We start from the raw sequence: 19867 nt of genomic DNA, 5'->3' as shown, positions 1-19867 counted from the left end.
TCGCCGCTCATCGGGCGGCGTGGTTCAAGGATGAAGCGGGAGAAATCGGCGGTAGCAGCATGCGATGATCGACTGCCACGGCGTTCCTGGCCGCAGAGAAAATTCCTGTTTGAAACGACGCAAAGGGACAGCGCTCTCGTGCCCTTTGCGTTTGCAGCAATCCCTTTCCCGGCTTAGATGCCCAGGCAGAGGTATTTGATTTCCAGGTAGTCTTCGATGCCGTACTTGGAGCCTTCACGGCCCAGGCCCGAGGCCTTGATGCCGCCGAACGGCGCGACTTCGTTGGAGATCAGCCCGGTGTTGACGCCGACCATGCCGTACTCCAGCGCTTCGGCGACACGGAACACACGGCCGAGGTCACGAGCGTAGAAGTAAGAAGCCAGACCGAATTCGGTGTCGTTGGATATGGCGATCACTTCGGCTTCGTCTTTGAAGCGGAACAGCGGCGCCAGCGGACCAAAGGTTTCTTCCTTGGCCACGGCCGCGTTTTTCGGCACGTTGGTCAGAATGGTCGGCTCGAAGAAGTTGCCTTCCATCGCCTTGCCGCCCGCCAGTACGGTGGCGCCTTTGCTTACGGCGTCAGCGATGTGTTCCTGAACCTTGGCCACGGCTTTTTCGTCGATCAGCGGACCGGTGGTGGTGCCATCTTCCAGACCGTTGCCGATCTTCAGTTTGGCCACAGCCACTTTCAGCTTCTCGGCGAACGCATCGTAGACCGCGTCCTGAATGTACAGACGGTTGGCGCAGACGCAGGTCTGGCCGTTGTTGCGGTACTTGGAGATGATCGCGCCTTCGACGGCCTTATCCAGATCGGCGTCGTCGAACACGATGAACGGCGCGTTGCCGCCCAGTTCCAGCGAGACTTTCTTGATGTCCTTGGCGCATTCGGCCATCAACTGGCGACCGATTTCGGTCGAGCCGGTGAAGGACAGTTTGCGCACGATCGGGTTGCTGGTCAGCTCGCTGCCGATATCGCCGGCGCTGCCGGACACCACGCTGAACACACCCGCCGGAATGCCCGCGCGCTGAGCCAGTTCGGCCAGGGCGAAAGCGGAAAATGGAGTTTGCGATGCTGGCTTGAGCACCATGGTGCAACCGGCGGCCAGCGCCGGGCCGGCCTTGCGGGTGATCATTGCCGCCGGGAAGTTCCACGGGGTGATCGCAGCGGTGACGCCGATCGGCTGCTTGATCACGATCAGGCGCTTGTCCGGCTGGTGGCCTGGAATCACATCACCGTAGATGCGCTTGGCTTCTTCGGCGAACCACTCGATGAACGATGCGGCGTAAACGATTTCGCCCTTGGCTTCGGCCAGCGGCTTGCCTTGCTCGAGGGTCATCAGGCGCGCGAGGTCGTCCTGGTTCTCGATCATCAGTTCGAACCAGCGACGCAGCTTGCCGGCACGCTCTTTGGCGGTCAGCGCACGCCAGGCCGGCAGCGCTTTGTCAGCAGCTTCAATGGCACGGCGGGTTTCAGCGGCGCCCATCTTCGGCACGGTGCCGAGGATTTCGCCGGTGGCCGGGTTGTTGACCTTGATCGTCTGACCGTTGTCGGCATCGACCCAAGCGCCATCGATGAAGGCTTGCTGGCGGAACAACTGGGTGTCTTTAAGCTGCATGTCGGCTTTCCTTAACAGCACCGCGGCCTGCGCGGAGCAAATTATGATTGTAGAAAGGCGCCTCGCAAGGCTGCCGTCAGGGAAATCAGTGAACGGATTGTGGCGCATCAACAGTGCACGACCGGGCGCACCTGTGCTGCAACACCCGCCAAAGAGCGTTTGAAATCTCAAACGGATCGTAGGTTCAAAGGGGGTAAAGGACAATAGGTCGTTCGAAAAAAAGAACAAAAATGCCGCTTTTCAGATCAACGTACTGAAAACCCGTGCCGCAGGAAAAACCTTAGATCAACCCCGGCAAAGCGCCAAGCGAGGGTTTTGCAGGACGTTACCGCTTTAAGGAATGCAGCGATTTCGCGCCGACACGCACACTGACAAAACCCGCCAAACCCGGCATGGACGCCCCGAGCCGACCTAGGTATGATGTCGCCCGCTGCACCAGTAGCTCAGCTGGATAGAGTACTGCCCTCCGAAGGCAGGGGTCGTGGGTTCGAATCCCGCCTGGTGCACCATGAATCAAATGAGAAAGCCCCGGACTGTGATGGTCCGGGGCTTTTTTGTGAGCTATGACGAGGTCGCTGGAACGCCGTCACTCCGTCGTCCAGTCAAACTCATCATATTCATCGTCGTCATCCCCCTCCTCCTCAGCCTCGTCAAATACCTCATCTTCTTCAACGAGGTCTTCTTCCGGCTGATTCAGCAGAAATTCCTTACGTGTCTCGGTTACTGCACGCCGCATTTGTTCGCCCTTTTCCGGGCAGTTGAGTAGCTGGGCGATGCGGTCGATTTTTGCTGCCACGGTGTCCTCCATCGCATTGGCAATGACTTGATAGTGCGCGTTTTCGCGGGGCAATGCCAAATGGCTGGAGATTCAGGGCAATCAGCCGCCCGGGAGCGGCCGAACCTCAGCGGTGATAACGCCGCACCGCGCTGCTGTTGCGCAGCACATGGCCTTTGATTTTCTCCATCAGCTCGGCGCGGGTCAGGCCGGCAGGCAGGGCATCCGGGGCGAGGTCGAGGGCGTAGATCTGGATGATGTAGTGGTGCGCGCTGTCGCCCACTGGCGGGCATGGCCCCATGTAATGGGTGTTGCCTTTGCTGTTGGTGCCGCCGACGCCTTCGAGGGCGGATTTGGCACCGACGCCGGCCGCGATCTGGTGGGTGGTGGGTTTGATGCCGTAGTGAATCCAGTGATCCACGCCCAAGCCTTTCTGGCCATCCGGGTCGTGCATGACGATGGCGTAGCTCTGGGTACCGGCCGGGCCGGCGTTCCAGCTCAACGCCGGCGACTGGTTCTTGCCGCCGCAACCGGGTGCGTCACTTGCCGCTGCCGAGGTGAACAGACGGTTATCCGACACGCCGGGGATGCTCAGGGTGAAGCGTTCCTGGGCCTGTGCCGGGAACTGCACGCAAAGGGTCACGGCGATGGCCGCCAGCCATGGGTTGAGAGAGGTCAATCGGGTCATTCCGGGAGCACCTTGTGCAGTGAGGCCGTCGTCGGCCCGCAAACTATAGCCGTACCGTTCGTGCCTTGGCAGTAGCAAATGGCTGAACCTCGCGCGGCGCCGCCAACTCACAAGAGAAATGCCTGCGAGGAAGCCGAAAATGTCCCTGCACCGTGTCGCCCGTTTCGCCGATGTCCCGCAAGACCGTGGCCTGCAAGTCGAAATCGGCGACTGCAAGATCGTCCTGCTGCGTGCCAAGGGCGAGTTGCGAGCGTTTCAGGGCCTGTGTCCACACGCCGGTGCGCCACTGGCCGAGGGTGCGTTGTGTCACGGCAGGTTGATTTGCCCTTGGCACAAAGCCGCGTACCGCGCCGAGGACGGTGGCCTGTGCGAGCCGCCGTCGCTGGACAGTCTCAAGCGCTATCCGCTGGAGTTGCGCGGCGATGAAGTATGGGTCGATGACCAGCCGTTGCCCGATCCGCACACCCCGCCCGCTGACGACCCAAGAACGTTCGTGGTGGTCGGCGCCGGGGCGGCGGGTACGGCTTGCGCGGCGACCCTGCGGGAGAAAGGTTTTGGCGGGCGCATCGTGCTGGTCGATGGCGAACCGGGTGCCGGATACGACCGCACGGTGTTGAGCAAATTTGTCCTCGCCGGGGAAATGTCGCCCAAAGATGTCCCGCCGCTGCGCGATGAGGCGTTCTATCAAGCGCAACGGATTGAACGTGTGCAAGGCGAAGTGACTTCACTCGACGCCCCAGGCAAAACACTGCATTTGAACAACGGCGGCATCCTGCAATACGACGCCGCTGTACTCGCCACCGGTGGCGCGCCCAATCCTTTGGAGTTGCCTGGTGCCGGGCTGGCGAACGTTTTCGTCCTGCGGTCGAAAGCCCAGGCTGAACAGATCATCAACGCCGCTCAACCGGGCCAGCGCGCGGTGATCATCGGCGACAGTTTCATCGCCCTCGAATGCGCATCGGCCCTGCGCGAGTACGGCCTCGACGTTACCGTGCTGGCACGCCACTCAGTCCCGTTTGCCAAACAATTCGGCGAGGCCGTGGGCAAAGCGATTCGCGGGTTGCACGAAGAGCACGGGGTGAAGTTCATCAGCGAACACGAGGCTACGCAGATTCTTGGCGAGGACAAGGTCGAGGGCGTGCTGCTCGACAACGGTCTGCGCTTGGCAGCGGATCTGGTTCTCGCCGGCGTCGGCGTTCACCCGGCCACTGAACCTTTCGAATCATTGCCCAAGGAAGAAGACCAATCGTTGCGTGTCGACGGGGGCATGCGCGTGAGCGATGGTTTATGGGCGATCGGCGATATCGCCACGTTTCCGCTGAGCGGCCAGCCAACTCGCATCGAGCATTGGCGCCTGGCCCAGCAACACGCGCGGATCGCCGCCAGCAACATGCTGGGTGGCGAGGAGCATTATCTGGATGTGCCGTTTTTCTGGACATACCACTTCGGCAAGAACTACGACTATCTCGGTCACGCGCAGGAATGGGACGAGGTCGAGTTCAACGGCGAGCCGGAAAAGCCGCCGTTCATTGGCCTGTTTGCAAAAGACGGCATCGTCGTTGCGGCGGTGGCCTGCGACAAGCAACGCGCAATGGCGCTGCTGGCCGAGCGAATGAAGCAACCTCTGCGAATGAAAGAGGCCTGGACGCTGATTCAGGCCTGACACCGATGCTGTACGAGATCAGGTCAGGCGTTTCACCGGCTCGCGACTGTCGTCTTCTTCGGCATGCAGAAAGATTACCCGTGGATGCTCCAAGGGTGCCAGCGGCGCCGGTAGTGCTTGCTGCTGAAGCGGCCACAAATGCGTTTCCACATGGCTGATGTCGCCGTCCTGGTCGTTGTGAATGGTCATCACCCCCGGCTTGCGCAGTTTCTGGAAACGCTCGTCGCACAGTTTGAAACTCTTGCTCAGACCTTCATCACCAATTACCGGCGACGGCAAACGGCGCTGGGCGAAGCTGCGGCTTTTGCGTTGCTGATAACGCGCCCAGCCGATCAGGATCACCGCGTTGACCAGCGCCACCCACATATAAACCTGCAAAGTGCCCAGGGCATCGAATGCCGAATGATCGATGCGCGGGCCGCCGCTGGTTTCGATCAATGGCCATAACCCGCGTACCAGCAGGAACAGCAGGCCGACCCAGGCCATGACGGTGAGGATCACGTCGATCACCACCAGAAAGGGCCGTTGGCGAGTCCGGATAATTTTCATTTGATGACTTCCTCCTGGTCGTCGCCCAGCGGTTTGATACCCCGATCAGGACTGACCCAGCGCGCGCGTTTTTTGTGTTGGCTGAACAACACCTTGGGGAAACTGACCAGGGTGGTCAGCAGACTGACGAGCCAGAACACCAGCGGATACCAGACCACCCAGAACATGGTCTTGCCCAGACCCGGTTCATAGCGCCGATCGATGATGATGCTGACAGCGAACTGCACCAGGCAGACGAACGCCAGCAACAGACCGGTGAAGGCCGGCGGCATCAGGTGATCGACGGCGATCGCGTCGGGCATGACCATGAACTTGCCCATGCCCCAGAAAATCACCGACAGCAGGAAAGTGAACGCCCAACCGGTGGACAGGCAGTACTCGAACAGCAGCGGCCACAGGTAGCGATGGCGGTACTGCCAGATGCCGCGAATGTTCTTGAACAGCACTTCGGCGCCGCCCTGAGCCCAGCGCAGACGCTGCTTCCACAGGCCACCGATGGTTTCCGGCATGAGGATCCAGCACAGCGCGCGCGGTTCGTAGAAGATGCTCCAGTGATCCAGTTGCAGCTTCCAGCTGATGTCGATGTCTTCGGTGATCATGTCCGGGCTCCAGTAGCCGACCCGGTTCAGCGCAGTACGGCGGAACGCGACGATCACGCCGGAGACGGTGAAGATGCGCCCGAACACCCGTTGCGTACGTTTGATCAGCCCGATGATCGAGGAGAACTCGCCGACCTGCACCCGCCCGATCAAGGTCGAACGCGTGCGGATCCGCGGGTTGCCGGTCACTGCGCCAAGACGTGCGTTATCCAGCATCGGCGCGACCAGGTACGCCGCCGTGTTCGGCGCCAGCAAGGCGTCGCCATCGATGCATACCAGATACTCGCTGCGCGCAGCGATCGCGCCCATGCGCAGAGCCACAGCCTTGCCCTGGTTTTCCGCCAGATGCAGCACCCGCAGTCGCGGATCTTCCTTGGCCAGCGCATCGAGCACTTCGGCGGTGTTGTCCTTGGAGCCGTCGTTGATCGCGATCACTTCGATGTTCGGGTAGTGCTGGGCCAGCGCCGCGTAAATGGTATCGGCAGCGTTATCGCCTTCGTTGTAGCAAGGAATCAGGATCGAAATCAGCGGCTCGCCTTCCAGCGGCGGCGGCAGCGTGTCGTCCTGCCATGGCCAGTGGCGCTCCCAGTGCAGCCAGAAATACAGGCCGCCGGCGATCCACAACCCGGACATGAATAGTGGGTAGAAGAACACGAACGACATCAGGAACTGGCCGGTCACGAGGAAGATCAGCCCCAGCGGCACGCCAAGGACAATCGCCAGAACAAGCAGGGCTAACAGTCTATCCAGCATGTTATGGATTCCATTTGTTGGAGAGTGCAGGCCTTACGGTTTTCAGGTCTGGCAGGTTGTCGAGGAAGTTGTCCGGGTAGTAACCGAAGCTGGTTGCGCCTTGACGCTTGAGCCGGCCCATCCAGTCCGCCAGATGCACGGCGTCGATATCGGCCTGATCCTTCTGGTTCCAGTCACGCGCCTGCAATTCGAACACGGTGCGGTTGAGCGCGCCGGGACGTTTCTTCACTGTGGCGACCAGTTCTTCCAGCCACGGGCCGGACTCGGCCAGCGTCTGTTTTTCCATCAACGGCATGGCCATTGGCGCCGTCCAGTCGTAGGTGGCGAGGAAGTCATCGAGGTTCTGCGCGAACCACGCTTCGCTCTCTGGATTGAGCATCGGTTCGGCGAAGATGTTGCGCGCGGTCAGCACTTGCGGGCCGCGAATCGCACGGACCTTGGCGGTCAGTTCGTTGGTGAAGTCGATCAGGTAGCGGCTCTTGAAACGCGTCCAGCGTTGCATCGCCGCCGGATCGTCGCGCAGCGCGGCAATCGAACCCGGCAGACCTTGAGCGGCATAGGCCTTCAGGGCATCCGGGCTGGCGTCCTCGAAATCCGAGAGCACCGCATCGTCGTGGTAGAGAATGCCGTCGACCGAGGTCAGCCGCGCCACATCTTCATAGATTTCACCGATGATCTTGCGCACTTCGGGATTGAACGGTGACAGGCGTTTGTACTGCTTCGGGTCGACCGAGGTGATGGTGGTTTTCGGGTCCCAGCGGGTTACACGCGGCAGTTTCGAATCCAGTTCGAAACTCAGCACCGGCATCCACGCAAAGACCTTCACGTGGGCACGGGTGCGCAATTGCCAGGCGACGCGGTCGAACAGGTCGGCGCGCATCGGCAAGTGACGGTTGGGGAAGTACAGCGAATGCACCAGACCATCGCCCTTGGGATCGGCGAAGGCTTGCAGGAACACCGTGCTGGCGCCCAAGTCAGCCATGCGCTGCACCAGTTTGCCGAGGTTGATGTCCTGCTGGGCCGGGTCCGGGTCGTAGACGTTGTCGAGATCGACATGCACCACGCGCATCGGCGCTTCGGCCTGCACCGAGACGATGCTGTTGGCGAAATGCTCGCCGTCAGGATCGGAGGCGACGAGAAAGCGCGGCCCGCTCATCAGGTTATCGAGGGTGTCGAGGCCGTCGTCCAGCGTCAGGGCCATTTCATAGCCCTCCTCACCGACCACGGTCAGCGAGGTACCGTCGGCGGTGCCGTACGGCCAGACCCAGACCCGTGGTTTGTAACCGGTGGCCTTGCGGATCTTCTCGGAAATGTTCTTCACGTCGGTACGAATGCGTGCCTGGAAATCGGCTTCGGATTCATAGCGCTTGGTCACCGGGTCATAACGCCGGGTCGCGGCGGCCGGCTGCAGGTTGCCCTGCGGGTTGCCAAGGATGCCTTTGTGGTTGGCATCGGTGTGAGCGGCGATCTCTACCAACCCGGACCTGGAAATTTCGCGGATCTGCTGCCAGGTCAGGAAGTTCTCACGGTTACGCGGCGTGCCGGCGAAATCCACCGGTTGATTGAGCGGCGTGTCGATCCAGGTGCCGACCGGCGCCAGCAAGGCGTGCCAGTTGTAGGCGCGCAGCACTGGCAGCACGCGGGTATAGAAGCTGGCGTAACCGTCGTCGAAACTGAGCAGCACCGCTCTCGCCGGCAGCTCCGGGCCGCCATTGCGTGCGGCCATGATCTGGTCGACCGTCACTGGTTTGTAGCCGTTCTCGCGCAGCCAGGCGAGCTGCTCGATCATGCGCTCGGTGCGCACCGCCACCACGGCCTGATCGGGATCACGGTCTTCGACATCGTGATAGGCGATGCCGAGCACGTGGTTTTTTGGCCACGGTTGTTCACTGGCCGCGACCGGGCGCTCGGAGGGCGGCGCGAAGGCCGGGGCTTGCTGGGCGCAGGCGCTGATCAGCAGCGCTCCCAGCAGAAGGATGAAACGCGAGATAAAAGGCATCTTCAAACTCTTCTAGAAGCGGAAAGTGAGGTCGACAAGCAGACGCAGATCAGTTTCCCGATCACCGTCGTAAGGCCGGTTGATCACACTGAACATGCCGCCCACATCGAACACGTCGTTCCAGGCGTACCGTTGGCCGTAACCGAGCAATGCCATGCCGCCGGTGCCGTGGTCGCGCTGGCTGTAGGTGCCCGCGCCGGCCTGGAATTGCTGGCTCCAGGAAGTCTCGTAGCGGTGGTAGAGCACGTGGTTGACGTTGACCAGCGGCATCACGCTGAAGTCCGACTTCGGGTTGAAGTACGGCACGTCGTCGGATTTCGAGTTGTGGCTAGTGCCGACTTCCAGGCCGGCGTCGACCTGAATGTTCGGCGCGGTGTAGATGCCCTCGCGCCCGGTCACCAAGGCTTCGACGCGGTTGTTGCCATCGCTGAAGTGCGACGGGCTGACCGACACGCGCCACTCGCGGCTTTCGTTGGCGCGCCAGCGCAGGAACGCACTGCCGCCGTTGGCCTTGATATCACTGTTGAGCGCGCGCAGCGGGGTTTCCGCCGAGAGGTATTCGAGGCTGCCGCCGTACTGCCAGTGATCGTTGATGTCGCGGGCTATCGCCAGGCGTGCGCCTTGTTTGTCACCGAAGCCGTAATCGTGATTCGACACCTCGGCTTCGAGGGTCATGTCACGGGTGCGCCGTTCCAGGCCGACGCGCTGGAAGCGATGGTGGCCGGTGCCTTCGGCGAAATCACCGGTGGCATAACCGGCGCCGGCAAACACCCGCCAGTCCTCGTTGATCGGTGGGCTGTAAAGGGTGCTCTGGATACCGAAATCACGGCTGCCGCTGACCGCACCGGCATCGCCGCTGCCGCCACCGTTGGCCTTGCCGCCGTAGGCTTCGACGCGCAGTTCGGCCATGTCATGGACTTCGCGTTCGCGAGCCAGGCGCTGCACTTGGCGGTTGTCCGGATAGCGCGCGACCACGTCGTCGACCAGCGCATCGTTCTGCCGCCACTCCTGCAACTCCATCGCGGTGCGCGCCTGAGCGACCTCCAGGCCGGCATCGCGCGGCGCCATGCTCTCGGTTTCCTTGAGCTGATTTTCCGCGCGGCGCGGCCACTGGCGGGCGAGGTAGAGATCGGCCTGGGCCAGACGCAAGCCAAGGTTGCCCGGCGCCTGATCGACCAGCGTCTGCAAACGCTCTTCACCGTGCGGAAGATCGGAACCGTAGGTACCGGCCTGGGCGGCGAGTTGCTGGGCGTCCATCCATTCGTCGTTGGGGTTGCCGATGGGCAGACCTTTGAGCTCGACGCGCGGACGCTGAGCTTTCGCTGCGTCCTCGGCGACCTTGCGCGCCTCATCGGCGCGGTCGCTTTCCAGCAGCGAGTAGTACAGCGCAGTGCTGTCCTCAAGGCGATCACCGACATCGGCGTCCGGCGCCGAAAGCACCTGGCGATACAGATCGGTGGCAATCTCAGGCTCACGCTGATCGAGATAAGACGCTGCCACCCAGCGCAGGGCATAGGTCGGAATTTCCACGCCCTCGGCTTGCAGTTTCTGGTATTCGCTGATGACGTCGGCGGTGCGCGCGCGGGCCTTGAGCGCGCCCATGCGGTCGATGCGCCAGCGCGTCACGTCATCGTGAGCAGTGGCGTCAGGGGTCCAGGTTGCGAGCAATTTGTCGTAATCGGCCAGCGCGCGGTCGGCGATGACGTAGCGTTCCTTTTCGCTGCGGGTGGCCAGTTCGGCGAGGCGCACGCGTTCGGCGGCGAGATCGCCTTCGAGCCGGCGCAAGGTCACCGGATCAATCAGGCCTGGACGTTGACTGGCCAGCCGCAGCGCCGGTTCTGGCAGGCGGGCCTTTTGCAGGGCGACCACGTACTCGCGGGCGACTTCCGGTTTGTTGCCGGCACGGATGAAGGCCTGATCGAACTCGAACAGCGCATCGTAAGGTTTGCCGGCGCGACCGAGTGCGTAGCCCAAGGCGAGACGGCGTGACGGATCGTCGGGTTTGGCGGCAACCAGCGACTGCGCGCGGGTGACGGCCTGATCGGGCTTGCCGGCATCGGCCTGAGTCAGCGCGAGGCCCAGTTGCAGGTCAGCGTTGTCCGGCTCCAGCGCCAGCGCCTTGTTGTACACCTGGGTAGCCTGATCCCAGCGCTTGAGGTTGCGATAGGCACGCGCGGCGGCGGTCAGTGCCTGCACCGGCAGGACGCGGTCACGGCCTTGGGTTTCATAGACCTTGACCACTTCGGCATCGAGCCCGGCCCAACTGGCGATTTGCAGATGATCGCTGATCTGGCCATCGCTGGCCTGGCCAGGCGGCACCTGACGCAGCACGGTCAACGCAGGCGTGTAATGCCCGGCCCGGGCATCGCGCACCATCTCGTCGTAGGGTGTGTCGGCCAACGCCAGCAGCGGCCAGAGCAACTGGCTGCACAGGGCGAATCGGAACAAAGGGCGTAAACCACGATGTAATACAGGGCCATCAATACGCGGCATTTGTCAGCATCCTTACATGGCCAGCCGGGTCGCAATGCCCTCCTTGCCCATTCGTAACGGTGGCCGACAAAAACAGCCTTCGGCCAAGCTTGGTGAGGCAGTCTGCACGCAAGCGTAGTCGAGTTTTCACAACGCAATAATTGTTCAGAATCGGCCTGTCTGTACAAAACCCGTACAGCAAAACGCCCGGCGCCTGTTTACACAGGGGCCGGGCGTCTGGAGGGCGCGCGGTGGGCTTATTGCTCTTGGGTGACGCCGGCAAACTTGCTCATGAGGAAGCCGATGAACTGCTCGACGGTCATCTTCTGGCCGTTGAATTCGACCTGATTGGCCGCGTAATGCAGTTTGGTCACCACGTTGGTGCCGTCGGCGACAGCCAATTGCGAGCCGACCGCCATGCCGGCGAACATGTCTGCCGCTTCCTTGGACTGATCGACGATGGCTTTGGCGTCAGTCTGGCCATCGAGTTGCGCCTGCACGCTGAGCAGATCGACGAGCATCGGCTTGGACACCTGAATGTTCAGGTCGAGCAGCGCGATCAGTTGCTTGCCGAGTTGATCCGGCGGCAGGTCCATCGATTGCGGCTTGGTCAGGTCGATCACCAGATTGGCGCGGCTTTCACCGTTGGCGGTGTTGAACGACAGATTCTCCAGCGCCAGTTGCGGGCCGGCCGCCAGCAACTTCTGCAGATCGGCTTTGACCTGGGCGTTTTCCGCTTCGGTCAGATTCAGCTCCGGTGCCGGCAAACCCTGTGCGGCGGCCTCGGCGGCAGCTTTTTCATACGGCTGCAATTTGGTCTGGTAGATCTGCATCAGCGACATGGTCGACGGAATGTCGAGGTTCTTCAGGCTCATGGCCATGGCCGCCGAACCGACTTTCTTGTCGTTGAGCGTCACTTCGCCGATTTTGTAGTCGGCACGCCCCGAGGCGTTGCTGCCGCTTTCTTCGGTGCGGTTCTTCATTTCGAAGTTCTTCACGCCCAGCACCATCGGCTTGGCGCCGAAGGTGGTTTTGCTGCTGGTCACTTCCAGGGTGTTTTCCCCGGTGTAGTAGCCGTAGCTGCTCTTGGCGAGGTTGCTGGCCAGGGTCAGGCCGTTGAGCTCGACCTGCACCGGCGCCTGGTCTTCCGACACGGTGACCAGTTTCAGGTTATCCATGTAACCGTCGGCCTTGACCTTCTGCGCCTGGGCGCTGGCGGCGATGTCCATGCTCAGACCGGAAAACTTCAGGCTCGACTGCTCATCCAGCGCAGTTTCGAACGGCACCAGGTTGAGGGTGCTGGTGGTCGATTCGTCGTAGCCGATGTTGGTCACGCCCTTGAGCGGCGCGGCGCCGTTGGTGGCGGCGAACCATTTTTCCGTGGACGGGCTCTTTTCCAGCTCGTAGTTGCTGGTGGCCATGACCGGCAGCCACTTCAGCGAAACCAGACGCGAGAACGGCAGCGGGCCGTGTTCGATGTGGTCGACGAACAGCAGCTCGACCGGCGCATCGCCGAACATCTCGCCCTCGCCCTTGAGGCGATAGTGCGCGGTGCTGGTGAAGGTGTGGCGCTCCAGCGACACCAGTTCCAGCGACGCGGTGCCGTTGGAGCCGGCCATGGCGGTCTGCAACTCTTTGTTGGCGTTGGTCACGGCGTTGTTCAGTACGCCTTCGATCTTGGTCCCGGTGTACCACGCCCCGCCTGCGCTGATCGCGCCGATGGCAACAACAATTCCGAGAAGCACGCCTGCTGATTTATTCATGAATGACCTGATCGGTTTCCGTGGCTGTGGATGAAGTCGTCTTCCTTGAACCCGGGATCGGGTCGCGGCTCGACTGTGCGCAATTAAGCGGTGGAGATTAGCACCGGGCGCGGGCGACGGCCCAATGTTTAAAGGTTAAAGAGTGTCTATGGAGGGAATGGACAGTCGGCAGGAGCGAAGAGTTTCGGTGTTTTTGCGGGCCTCTTCGCGAGCAGGCTCGCTCCCACCAGGATAGTGCTGTACCTGTGGGAGCGAGCCTGCTCGCGAAGAGGTCGGTGGATTCACAGCAAATCAGGAGTACTGAACCTCGATTTCATCCAGCTGATGATCAAAGCTCTTCAGCCGCGCGGTCCAGGTATACACCAGCACTTCAAAGTCGCGATCGATCACCGCTCCGCCGGTGGTATCCGCTCGCACATCGCAGAAATCCAGCTGATAGCGTTCACGAGCCATGGCCGTGGCGACGTCGGACAGCTCGCGGGCGTTGTTCAGCCAGTGCCAGCCGTCATCGGCGATCTGCTTGTCGAGTTCCAGGCATTGCTTCTTCAGGGCTTCGAGGCTTTTTTCCAGCGGCGTGCCGGTGAGCTCGCCCATGACTTCGGCGAAGGTTCGCCCGGGCTGCCAATAGCTGCCCCAGAAGTAGCGGTCGAACACGGTTTCGACCCGGCGCAGGGCGACTTTGGTGTCCCAGATCAGCACGAGCATCCTGCCGCGTTCGAGCTGGCGCTTCTTGACCCGTTGCAGCTGAATCGAGGTCCACGCGACGACGACGATCGCCATCACCGCGATCAGCGCAACGGCGCTGTCGAGGAAGATCATCGCCGTATCGATCTGGTGGGCCAGCATGATCCCGTAGAAATACGTGGCCGAGAGCAGCACCAGTGCGACCAGAGCGCACCAGAAGCCGAGAGCGTAAGGGTTTTTCATTATTGGTTTCCCCTGGGCCAGCACGAGCAATGTGCATTGCAGGAGCGCTTGGCATGGGGCGCCCCTCCAACACTTCAAAGCATAGCAACGGCCTCAGGGTTTGCTGGCGCTCGAGGTGTTCGTTCGTCCGCTTTCCCAGCCACCGCCCAAGGCGAGGAACAAATCGATCTGGCTCATCGCGACCTGGGTGTTGGCGGCGGCCAGTTGCGCGGTGACATCGGTGTAGGTGCGGGTCGCTTGCAGGTCGGCAAGGAACGACTCGCGGCCGGCCTGGAAGAAGCGGTGCGTCTGCTCGGCGGCGAGCTTGGCCGACTGCTCGGCTTCGGCCAGCGCATCGCGGCGTTGCAGCAGCGCGCTGTACTGGGCCAGACCGGTCTGCGTTTCGCGGATGGCGTTGAGCACCACGCCGTCGAAATGCGCCAGCGCGCCTTGAGTGTTGGCCTCGGCTTCACGAATGCGCGCACGGGCGCCGTTGGTCGGCACTTTCCAGCTCAACGACGGACCGAAGCCCCAGCGGTTGGTCGATGGATCACCGAGGTCATCGATGATGCCGACCGTGCCGATGGTCGCGCCGATGCTGATGTCCGGGTACAGCTCACCGGTGGCGATGCCGATGCCGGCGGTTGCCGCTGCGAGACGCCGCTCGGCCTGACGAATATCCGGGCGGCGCTTGAGCAGCGCAGCGCCGTCACCGACCGGCACCAGTTGCGCGATCTTCGGCAACTCAGCGCAACTGGCGGTACCTGCCGGCAACTGTTCGACCGGTTTGGCCAGCAGCATCGACAGACGGAACAGCCCGGCCTGACGCGCTGCTTCATAGCGCGGCAAGTCGGCGCGCAGGGATTTGAATTGGGTCTGCGAACGGGTGACCTGGGTCTCGTCGCCCCGCCCGGCGTCACGCAGACGCTGGATCAGCGTGGTGCTCTGCGATTGCAGGTCGAGAGAATGCTCGGCGATTTCCCGCTCTTCGTTGGCTGCGCAGACCTGGGTGTAAGCACGAACCACGTCCGCCACCAAAGTGATGCGCGCCGTGTCGGCGGCGGCCTGAGTCGCATCGGCATTGGCTTTGGCCGCTTCGATGCCGCGTTGCAAGGTGCCCCACAGGTCAAACTGGTACGAAGCGCTGATGCCGATATCGGCAATGTTGGCCACCGGGACTTTCTCCGGCAGCAGGAACGCCTGACCGGATTCCTGCAAACGTTGCGCGCCCATTTTCACCCCGCCGCTCCAGCCACCAGCGGCCTCGGCTTCATCCACCTGAGCACGTGCCCGCGACAGGTTCGCCGCCGCTACACGCAAATCGGTATTGGAAGCCATGGCCTGCTGCACCAGTTGATCAAGGCGCGGGTCTTTATACAGCCGCCACCAGTCGGTCGGCACCGGCGCCGAGACCACCGGTTTGCCGGCGACTGCCAGCTCACCCTGAATATCCTTGCGCTGCACCGCCGCGTCGGTGGGCACCTGATAATCCGGGCCGACCATCTGACAGGCCGAGAGCATCACGCCCAACCCGGCGACCAACCAGGCCTTGCTCATGGCTGCGGCTCCCGGGCTTGATCGTCGATGATCGACACAGTGGCGGTACGCCCGGCGATCATGCGGAAGTCGGCCGGCACCTCATCAAAAGCGATGCGCACCGGAATCCGCTGCGCCAGGCGCACCCAACTGAACGCCGGGTTGACGTTGGGCAGCAGGTTGCTGCCGCTGGTGCGGTCGCGGTCTTCGATGCCGGCGACGATACTTTCGACATGCCCGCGCAACCTGGCGCGGTCGCCGATCACGCGGATATCCACCGATTGCCCGACGTGGATGCCGTCGAGTTTGGTTTCTTCAAAATAGCCGTCGATGTGGAAGGAGTTGCTGTCGACCACCGACAACACCGGGCGCCCGGCGGTGACGAATTCCTGCGGACGCGGCGCGCGGTCGTTGACGTAACCATCGACCGGGCTGCGGATCACCGAGCGATCGAGGTTGAGCTGCGCACTGTCGACCGCCACCAAGGCTTCGGCCAATGCCGACTGTGCACGGGCGACGCGCGACTGGCTTTCTTCCAGTTGTTCGGCCGGCACCAGGTTGCCGAGGCCACGGTTACGCTTGGCTTCACGCTGCGCCTGGGCGAGGGTTTCTTCGCGATCGGCAACGGCGGCCTTGGCCTGGCGCAGAGCCAGTTTGAAGCGATCCTGGTCGATGCTGAACAGCACCTGGCCACGCTTGATCAACTGGTTGTCCTTTACCTCGACCTGCTGGATCAGCCCGGAAACGTCCGGGGCGATCTGGATGATGTCGGCGCGAATGTGGCCGTCGCGGGTCCACGGCGCGAACATGTAATACATCACCATGCGCCAGACGAGGACAACGGCAAAAGTCACGATCAGCAGGGTCAGGACCACGCGACCGATGGTCAGAAACGGTTTTTTCATGTCATCAGGTATCGACTGAGTGAGTCCACGCCGTACAGCAGCACGGCGTAGAGCGCCACGTTGAACAATGCCCGGTGCCAGACCAGACGGTAAAAGTGCAGGCGTTGCAGCACGCCATGCACCAACAAAAACAGCACGTAAGTGATGCCCATCAGCACCAGCAGGGTCGGCAGGAAGATGCCGCTGATATCCAGATCACCGATCATAGGGGCGCTCCATCGGGCAGCGGTTCTTCGGGCTCGGCGCTGGAGACGAACTCGACGCCGGGCAGCAAGGCCAGACGCAGACCGCTCAAGGCGTGCAACAGGTGTCGACGGGTTTCATCGTCGCCTTGGCCGTTCAGCGCACGGCGGGTGCGATCAAGGGTCATCAGCAGACCGCTCGGTGCCGGCAGGCGTTCGTCGGCTTTGAGGCACGCGCGGAAATACTCGCCGACCTCGCCCACCACTTGTCGCAACAGGGCGTTTGGCACGCCGGTGACGCGCGGGGTGTAGGCAAGCAGATCGAGCATGTTCAGACCGACACGCACTTCACGCATGGCAATACCGGTGTCCTGACCGGTCAGGGCCAGACGCGGCAGGTGCTGCATCAGCCGATCGAGCAACTGCACGCCCAAATGCCGATGCTCGGCGAGACTGGCCGGCTCGGTCATGCTGACGATGTCTTTCCAGCTGAACCGGGTCAGACGCTTGGCCGCCAGCTCGGCGCCGAACGGTCGCGCCACCAGCGTCCAGATGAAAGCGAACAACAGCCCCAGCGGCCCGGCGAGGTTGGAGTTGGCGAAGGCGAAAAAGTCCGCGTCGTAAGCACCCTGAATACTGATGAACGACGAGGTATTAACCAGCGTCAGCAGCATGCCGAGGTAGAAGCGCGGCTGCACGGTCAGCGTGCCGACGCAAATGAACGGCACGGCAAACGCCAGCACCAGCATCGGGAAATCATGCAGGTTGGGCAGAATCAGAAACAGATAAAGGCTGGCGAACAGCACCGACATTCCGGTCCAGAAAAAGAATCGGTAAATCTGCGGCGCCGGGTCGTCCATCGAGGCAAAGAAGCTGCACGCCACCGCTGCCAGGATCACCGCGCTGCCGCCGTCCGGCCAGCCGAGCAGGATCCACAGCACCGAAGCAACGATGATCGCCAGAATGGTCGAGGTCACCGAGTAGAGCATCAGCCCGCGATCGATGAACGGCGTCAACCGGCCCAGGCGCCAATGGCGGTACACCGCGCGCCAGCTGTCTTGGCGCTCGCACAGAATCGCATCCTGCAGGCTGCGGCAGTCCTGCCACAGATCGATGAACTCACCGAGGCGGTAGATCGCATTGGAGAACAGCAACTGTTTGCGCTCCTCCAGCGCTTCGGCGCTCGGTTGCAACGCGTCGAGTTGATCTCTGAGTGCTTGCCAGCGCTCGAGACTGGCGTCCGCGTAGCCCAGCCATTCCCGGGTCGCGGTCAGCAACGGCTGGAATTTCTCCACCAGTTCCGGGGTGCGGCGTTCGAGGGCGTACAGCGAATCCTCAAGGGCATCGATCACCGGCAACAGATGGATCATGCGCCCGCGCAATTCCTTGGTGTTGCGCACGGTTTGTGGCCGCGCGCCTTCGTGGGGCAACTGGCCGATCATCAACTCGAGGCTGTTGAAGTTGGCGACCATGGCCATGCGCAGCGCGGTGACTTCTTCCGGCTGCACATCGCGGCTGAGAAACTTCAGGCTGTAGCTCGTCGCATCGGCGAACCACTTGCTCACCGCATCGTTGAACACCGGCGCCAGCCGTCGCGGCCAGAACATCGCACCGACCACCGCAGCGACGGCGATGCCAAGGAAAATCTCTTCGGTACGCGCCTCGGCCACGTCCCACACCGCCAGCGGATTATCGACCACCGGCAGGGCAATCAGCGGCAAGGTGTAGCCGGCCAGCATCAGCGCATAGCTGTTGGCCGTGCGCAGATGCAGGGACATGAACAGCAGAATGCCGGTCCACAACGCGATCACCACCACCAGCACATAGGGGCTCTGCACGAACATCGGCACGAACAGCACCGCCGCCGCCGCGCCCAGGAAAGTGCCCGCCGCGCGGTACAGCGCTTTGGAACTGGTCGGGCCGAGAAACGGGCTGGAGACAATGTACACCGTGGCCATCGCCCAATACGGACGCGGCATTTGCATGAGCAAGGCGATGTACAGCGCAATTATCGACGCTGCAAAAGTACGGACCCCGTAAAACCAGTCACGGGCCGGCGGCATGCCAGTGAAAAAACCGTTCAAGAATTGACCACCACAGGCGAACTCGCCGCCTCAAAAGCCCTCAGTACCCGAAGCGTAGCTTCCAGATCGCTGCGCTCGATGCCTTCCAGCACCTCATGACGCAAGCGCACCAGCTCGGCCTCCACCGCCTGCACCAGCTCGCGGCCGGTATCGGTAAGGCTCAGGCACTTGGCGCGGCGATCCTGAGCATCTTCGGTGCGACAGACGTAACCGGCGTGGCACAGCTGATCGAGCAAGCGCACCAGCGAAGGACTCTCCATCCCCGCAGCCTGGGCGACTTGCACCTGACGCACGCCCTCGCCCAAACGCCCGATCATCAACAAGGGCACGGCGCAGGCTTCGGAAATTCCATAGTTGACCAGCGTGGTCTGGCAGATCTTCCGCCAATGCCGCGCGGCCACCACCATGGCGCTGCTGATGTTCATCTGGAGACTGTCGAGGGAATCGGACACGGGATAACGGACACTGTTAGTTTGCTAACTATCAATATCGCATTGGAGGGGAATTTCAGTCAAGTTTTGAAACAAATCTCCCCACGCTTGGCCGAGGCGTACCACGAGTTGGATTTGTAATTTTTCGAAGGAAAAATCTAATGCGACGGACAAAACGAAATTTTTTTACAGTAAGGAGGTTTTTTTTACATCTGAGCCTTTTCGCGCAATTTTTTTACATGCTGCGCCTCATGCCAGACGATACATCAACTGATCCCACACTTTGGTGGCCCAGTCCGGTCACTCAAGAATCTCATCGACAAACATCGGCCACTTGAATAAAGCGGGGGCTCGTTCAACGGTTCCTGGCAGCATCGTAAACGCTGCTGCGTTCGCGCTTGCCAACCGCTAGCACGGAAACCACGACTCGTTCGTCGATGACTTGGTAAACCAATCGATATCCCGAGGCTTTGAGTTTGATTTTGTAGCAGTCGGGCATGCTGTGGAGGGCGTCAGCCGGGATTCTCGGAAGCTTCAGCCTCTCACCCAGCTTCTTTTTGAACTGCTCCCGCAACGTATGACCCAGCTTGTTCCACTCTTTGTGCGCAGACGGCAGAAACTCAAGCTTATAAGTCATCCAGGCTTACCGAAATGGGCGTTTCGTGGAGGCGCGAACGAACAATGTCAGCCAGCTCAAGATCATCAAGCCGCTCCATCATTGCTTCATAAACTTCGGCCGGCACCATATAGCCCATGACGCGATTGTGGTTGAGGACAGCGACGGCCCCCCCATGTGCACCGTTCAACACGGCAGTAGGATTTTTCTTCAGTTCAGAGACACTGACAGCCATATCGGCGAGAACGCTTTGCATAATTAAGAACCTCAAATTAGGACGTGATTTTGGTCTATTTATGCCATGTGGACAACTGTGGCGTTCAACGAGGA

17 protein-coding genes and 1 tRNA gene are annotated in these 19867 nt (G+C 61.6%); 2 read left to right on the top strand and 16 right to left on the bottom strand.

Going from position 1 to position 19867, the window contains the following annotated elements; genetic code table 11:
- Positions 1–173 precede the first annotated feature (173 nt).
- The gene (gene gabD, locus AAEZ10_RS11455; protein WP_350569251.1) at positions 174–1616 is read right to left on the bottom strand and encodes an NADP-dependent succinate-semialdehyde dehydrogenase; all 1443 of its coding nucleotides are present in this window, start codon (positions 1614–1616) and stop codon (positions 174–176) included.
- A gap of 432 nt (positions 1617–2048) precedes the next feature.
- On the opposite strand from gabD, the gene AAEZ10_RS11450 reads away from it, so the two are divergent.
- A tRNA-Arg gene (locus AAEZ10_RS11450) sits at positions 2049–2125 on the top strand.
- 77 nt (positions 2126–2202) lie between these two features.
- Here AAEZ10_RS11450 and AAEZ10_RS11445 read toward each other — a convergent pair.
- Together AAEZ10_RS11445 and AAEZ10_RS11440 are read right to left on the bottom strand one after the other, a co-directional pair.
- Positions 2203–2424: a hypothetical protein gene (locus AAEZ10_RS11445; RefSeq protein ID WP_502947687.1), complete on the bottom strand. Its 222-nt coding sequence runs from the start codon at positions 2422–2424 to the stop codon at positions 2203–2205.
- Positions 2425–2518: 94 nt separating this feature from the next.
- The gene (locus tag AAEZ10_RS11440) at positions 2519–3079 is read right to left on the bottom strand and encodes a YbhB/YbcL family Raf kinase inhibitor-like protein (protein WP_016772253.1); all 561 of its coding nucleotides are present in this window, start codon (positions 3077–3079) and stop codon (positions 2519–2521) included.
- Positions 3080–3218: 139 nt separating this feature from the next.
- On the opposite strand from AAEZ10_RS11440, the gene AAEZ10_RS11435 reads away from it, so the two are divergent.
- A complete protein-coding gene (locus AAEZ10_RS11435; RefSeq protein ID WP_350569247.1) occupies positions 3219–4742 on the top strand; it encodes an FAD-dependent oxidoreductase in 1524 nt (507 codons plus the stop codon).
- An 18-nt stretch (positions 4743–4760) separates the two neighbouring features.
- On the opposite strand, the gene pgaD is transcribed toward AAEZ10_RS11435, so the two are convergent.
- The 13 genes from pgaD to AAEZ10_RS11370 form a co-directional block, all read right to left on the bottom strand.
- The gene (pgaD, locus tag AAEZ10_RS11430; protein WP_350569245.1) at positions 4761–5291 is read right to left on the bottom strand and encodes a poly-beta-1,6-N-acetyl-D-glucosamine biosynthesis protein PgaD; all 531 of its coding nucleotides are present in this window, start codon (positions 5289–5291) and stop codon (positions 4761–4763) included.
- Positions 5288–6643: a poly-beta-1,6-N-acetyl-D-glucosamine synthase gene (gene pgaC / locus AAEZ10_RS11425; protein ID WP_073471480.1), complete on the bottom strand. Its 1356-nt coding sequence runs from the start codon at positions 6641–6643 to the stop codon at positions 5288–5290. The genes pgaD and pgaC overlap by 4 nt, the downstream gene beginning before the upstream one ends.
- A 1-nt stretch (position 6644) precedes the next feature.
- Entirely contained in the window at positions 6645–8642 is a 1998-nt protein-coding gene (pgaB, locus tag AAEZ10_RS11420; RefSeq protein ID WP_350569243.1) for a poly-beta-1,6-N-acetyl-D-glucosamine N-deacetylase PgaB, read from the bottom strand.
- A 12-nt stretch (positions 8643–8654) separates the two neighbouring features.
- Entirely contained in the window at positions 8655–11135 is a 2481-nt protein-coding gene (gene pgaA / locus AAEZ10_RS11415) for a poly-beta-1,6 N-acetyl-D-glucosamine export porin PgaA (protein ID WP_350569241.1), read from the bottom strand.
- A gap of 236 nt (positions 11136–11371) precedes the next feature.
- Positions 11372–12877: a YdgA family protein gene (locus AAEZ10_RS11410; RefSeq protein WP_016772258.1), complete on the bottom strand. Its 1506-nt coding sequence runs from the start codon at positions 12875–12877 to the stop codon at positions 11372–11374.
- 291 nt (positions 12878–13168) lie between these two features.
- Positions 13169–13804, bottom strand: a complete 636-nt coding sequence (locus tag AAEZ10_RS11405; RefSeq protein WP_071174014.1) for an NADH:ubiquinone oxidoreductase subunit N — start codon at positions 13802–13804, stop codon at positions 13169–13171.
- Between the two features lie 93 nt (positions 13805–13897).
- Positions 13898–15340 (bottom strand): efflux transporter outer membrane subunit, encoded by a 1443-nt coding sequence (locus tag AAEZ10_RS11400; RefSeq protein ID WP_350569238.1) that lies wholly within the window; start codon positions 15338–15340, stop codon positions 13898–13900.
- A complete protein-coding gene (locus AAEZ10_RS11395) occupies positions 15337–16224 on the bottom strand; it encodes an efflux RND transporter periplasmic adaptor subunit (RefSeq protein WP_071174012.1) in 888 nt (295 codons plus the stop codon). Before AAEZ10_RS11395 ends, AAEZ10_RS11400 begins: the two co-directional genes overlap by 4 nt.
- Positions 16221–16430, bottom strand: coding sequence for a DUF1656 domain-containing protein (locus AAEZ10_RS11390; protein ID WP_016772264.1), 210 nt, complete (start codon positions 16428–16430; stop codon positions 16221–16223). The genes AAEZ10_RS11395 and AAEZ10_RS11390 overlap by 4 nt, the downstream gene beginning before the upstream one ends.
- Positions 16427–18490, bottom strand: coding sequence for an FUSC family protein (locus AAEZ10_RS11385; protein WP_350569236.1), 2064 nt, complete (start codon positions 18488–18490; stop codon positions 16427–16429). The genes AAEZ10_RS11390 and AAEZ10_RS11385 overlap by 4 nt, the downstream gene beginning before the upstream one ends.
- A complete protein-coding gene (locus tag AAEZ10_RS11380; protein WP_016772266.1) occupies positions 18487–18915 on the bottom strand; it encodes a MarR family winged helix-turn-helix transcriptional regulator in 429 nt (142 codons plus the stop codon). Before AAEZ10_RS11380 ends, AAEZ10_RS11385 begins: the two co-directional genes overlap by 4 nt.
- A 361-nt stretch (positions 18916–19276) precedes the next feature.
- Positions 19277–19558: a type II toxin-antitoxin system RelE family toxin gene (locus AAEZ10_RS11375; protein WP_071174010.1), complete on the bottom strand. Its 282-nt coding sequence runs from the start codon at positions 19556–19558 to the stop codon at positions 19277–19279.
- Positions 19548–19793 (bottom strand): type II toxin-antitoxin system Phd/YefM family antitoxin, encoded by a 246-nt coding sequence (locus AAEZ10_RS11370; protein ID WP_041477418.1) that lies wholly within the window; start codon positions 19791–19793, stop codon positions 19548–19550. Before AAEZ10_RS11370 ends, AAEZ10_RS11375 begins: the two co-directional genes overlap by 11 nt.
- Between the last annotated feature and the right edge of the window lie 74 nt (positions 19794–19867).

It is taken from the genome of Pseudomonas sp. H26/SER47-MNA-CIBAN-0231 (assembly GCF_040310465.1).
Classification (GTDB): Bacteria; Pseudomonadota; Gammaproteobacteria; order Pseudomonadales; family Pseudomonadaceae; genus Aquipseudomonas; species Aquipseudomonas atacamensis.
The sequence above is the reverse complement of the archived record's forward strand: the minus strand, read 5'-3'. Positions and strand labels throughout refer to the sequence as shown.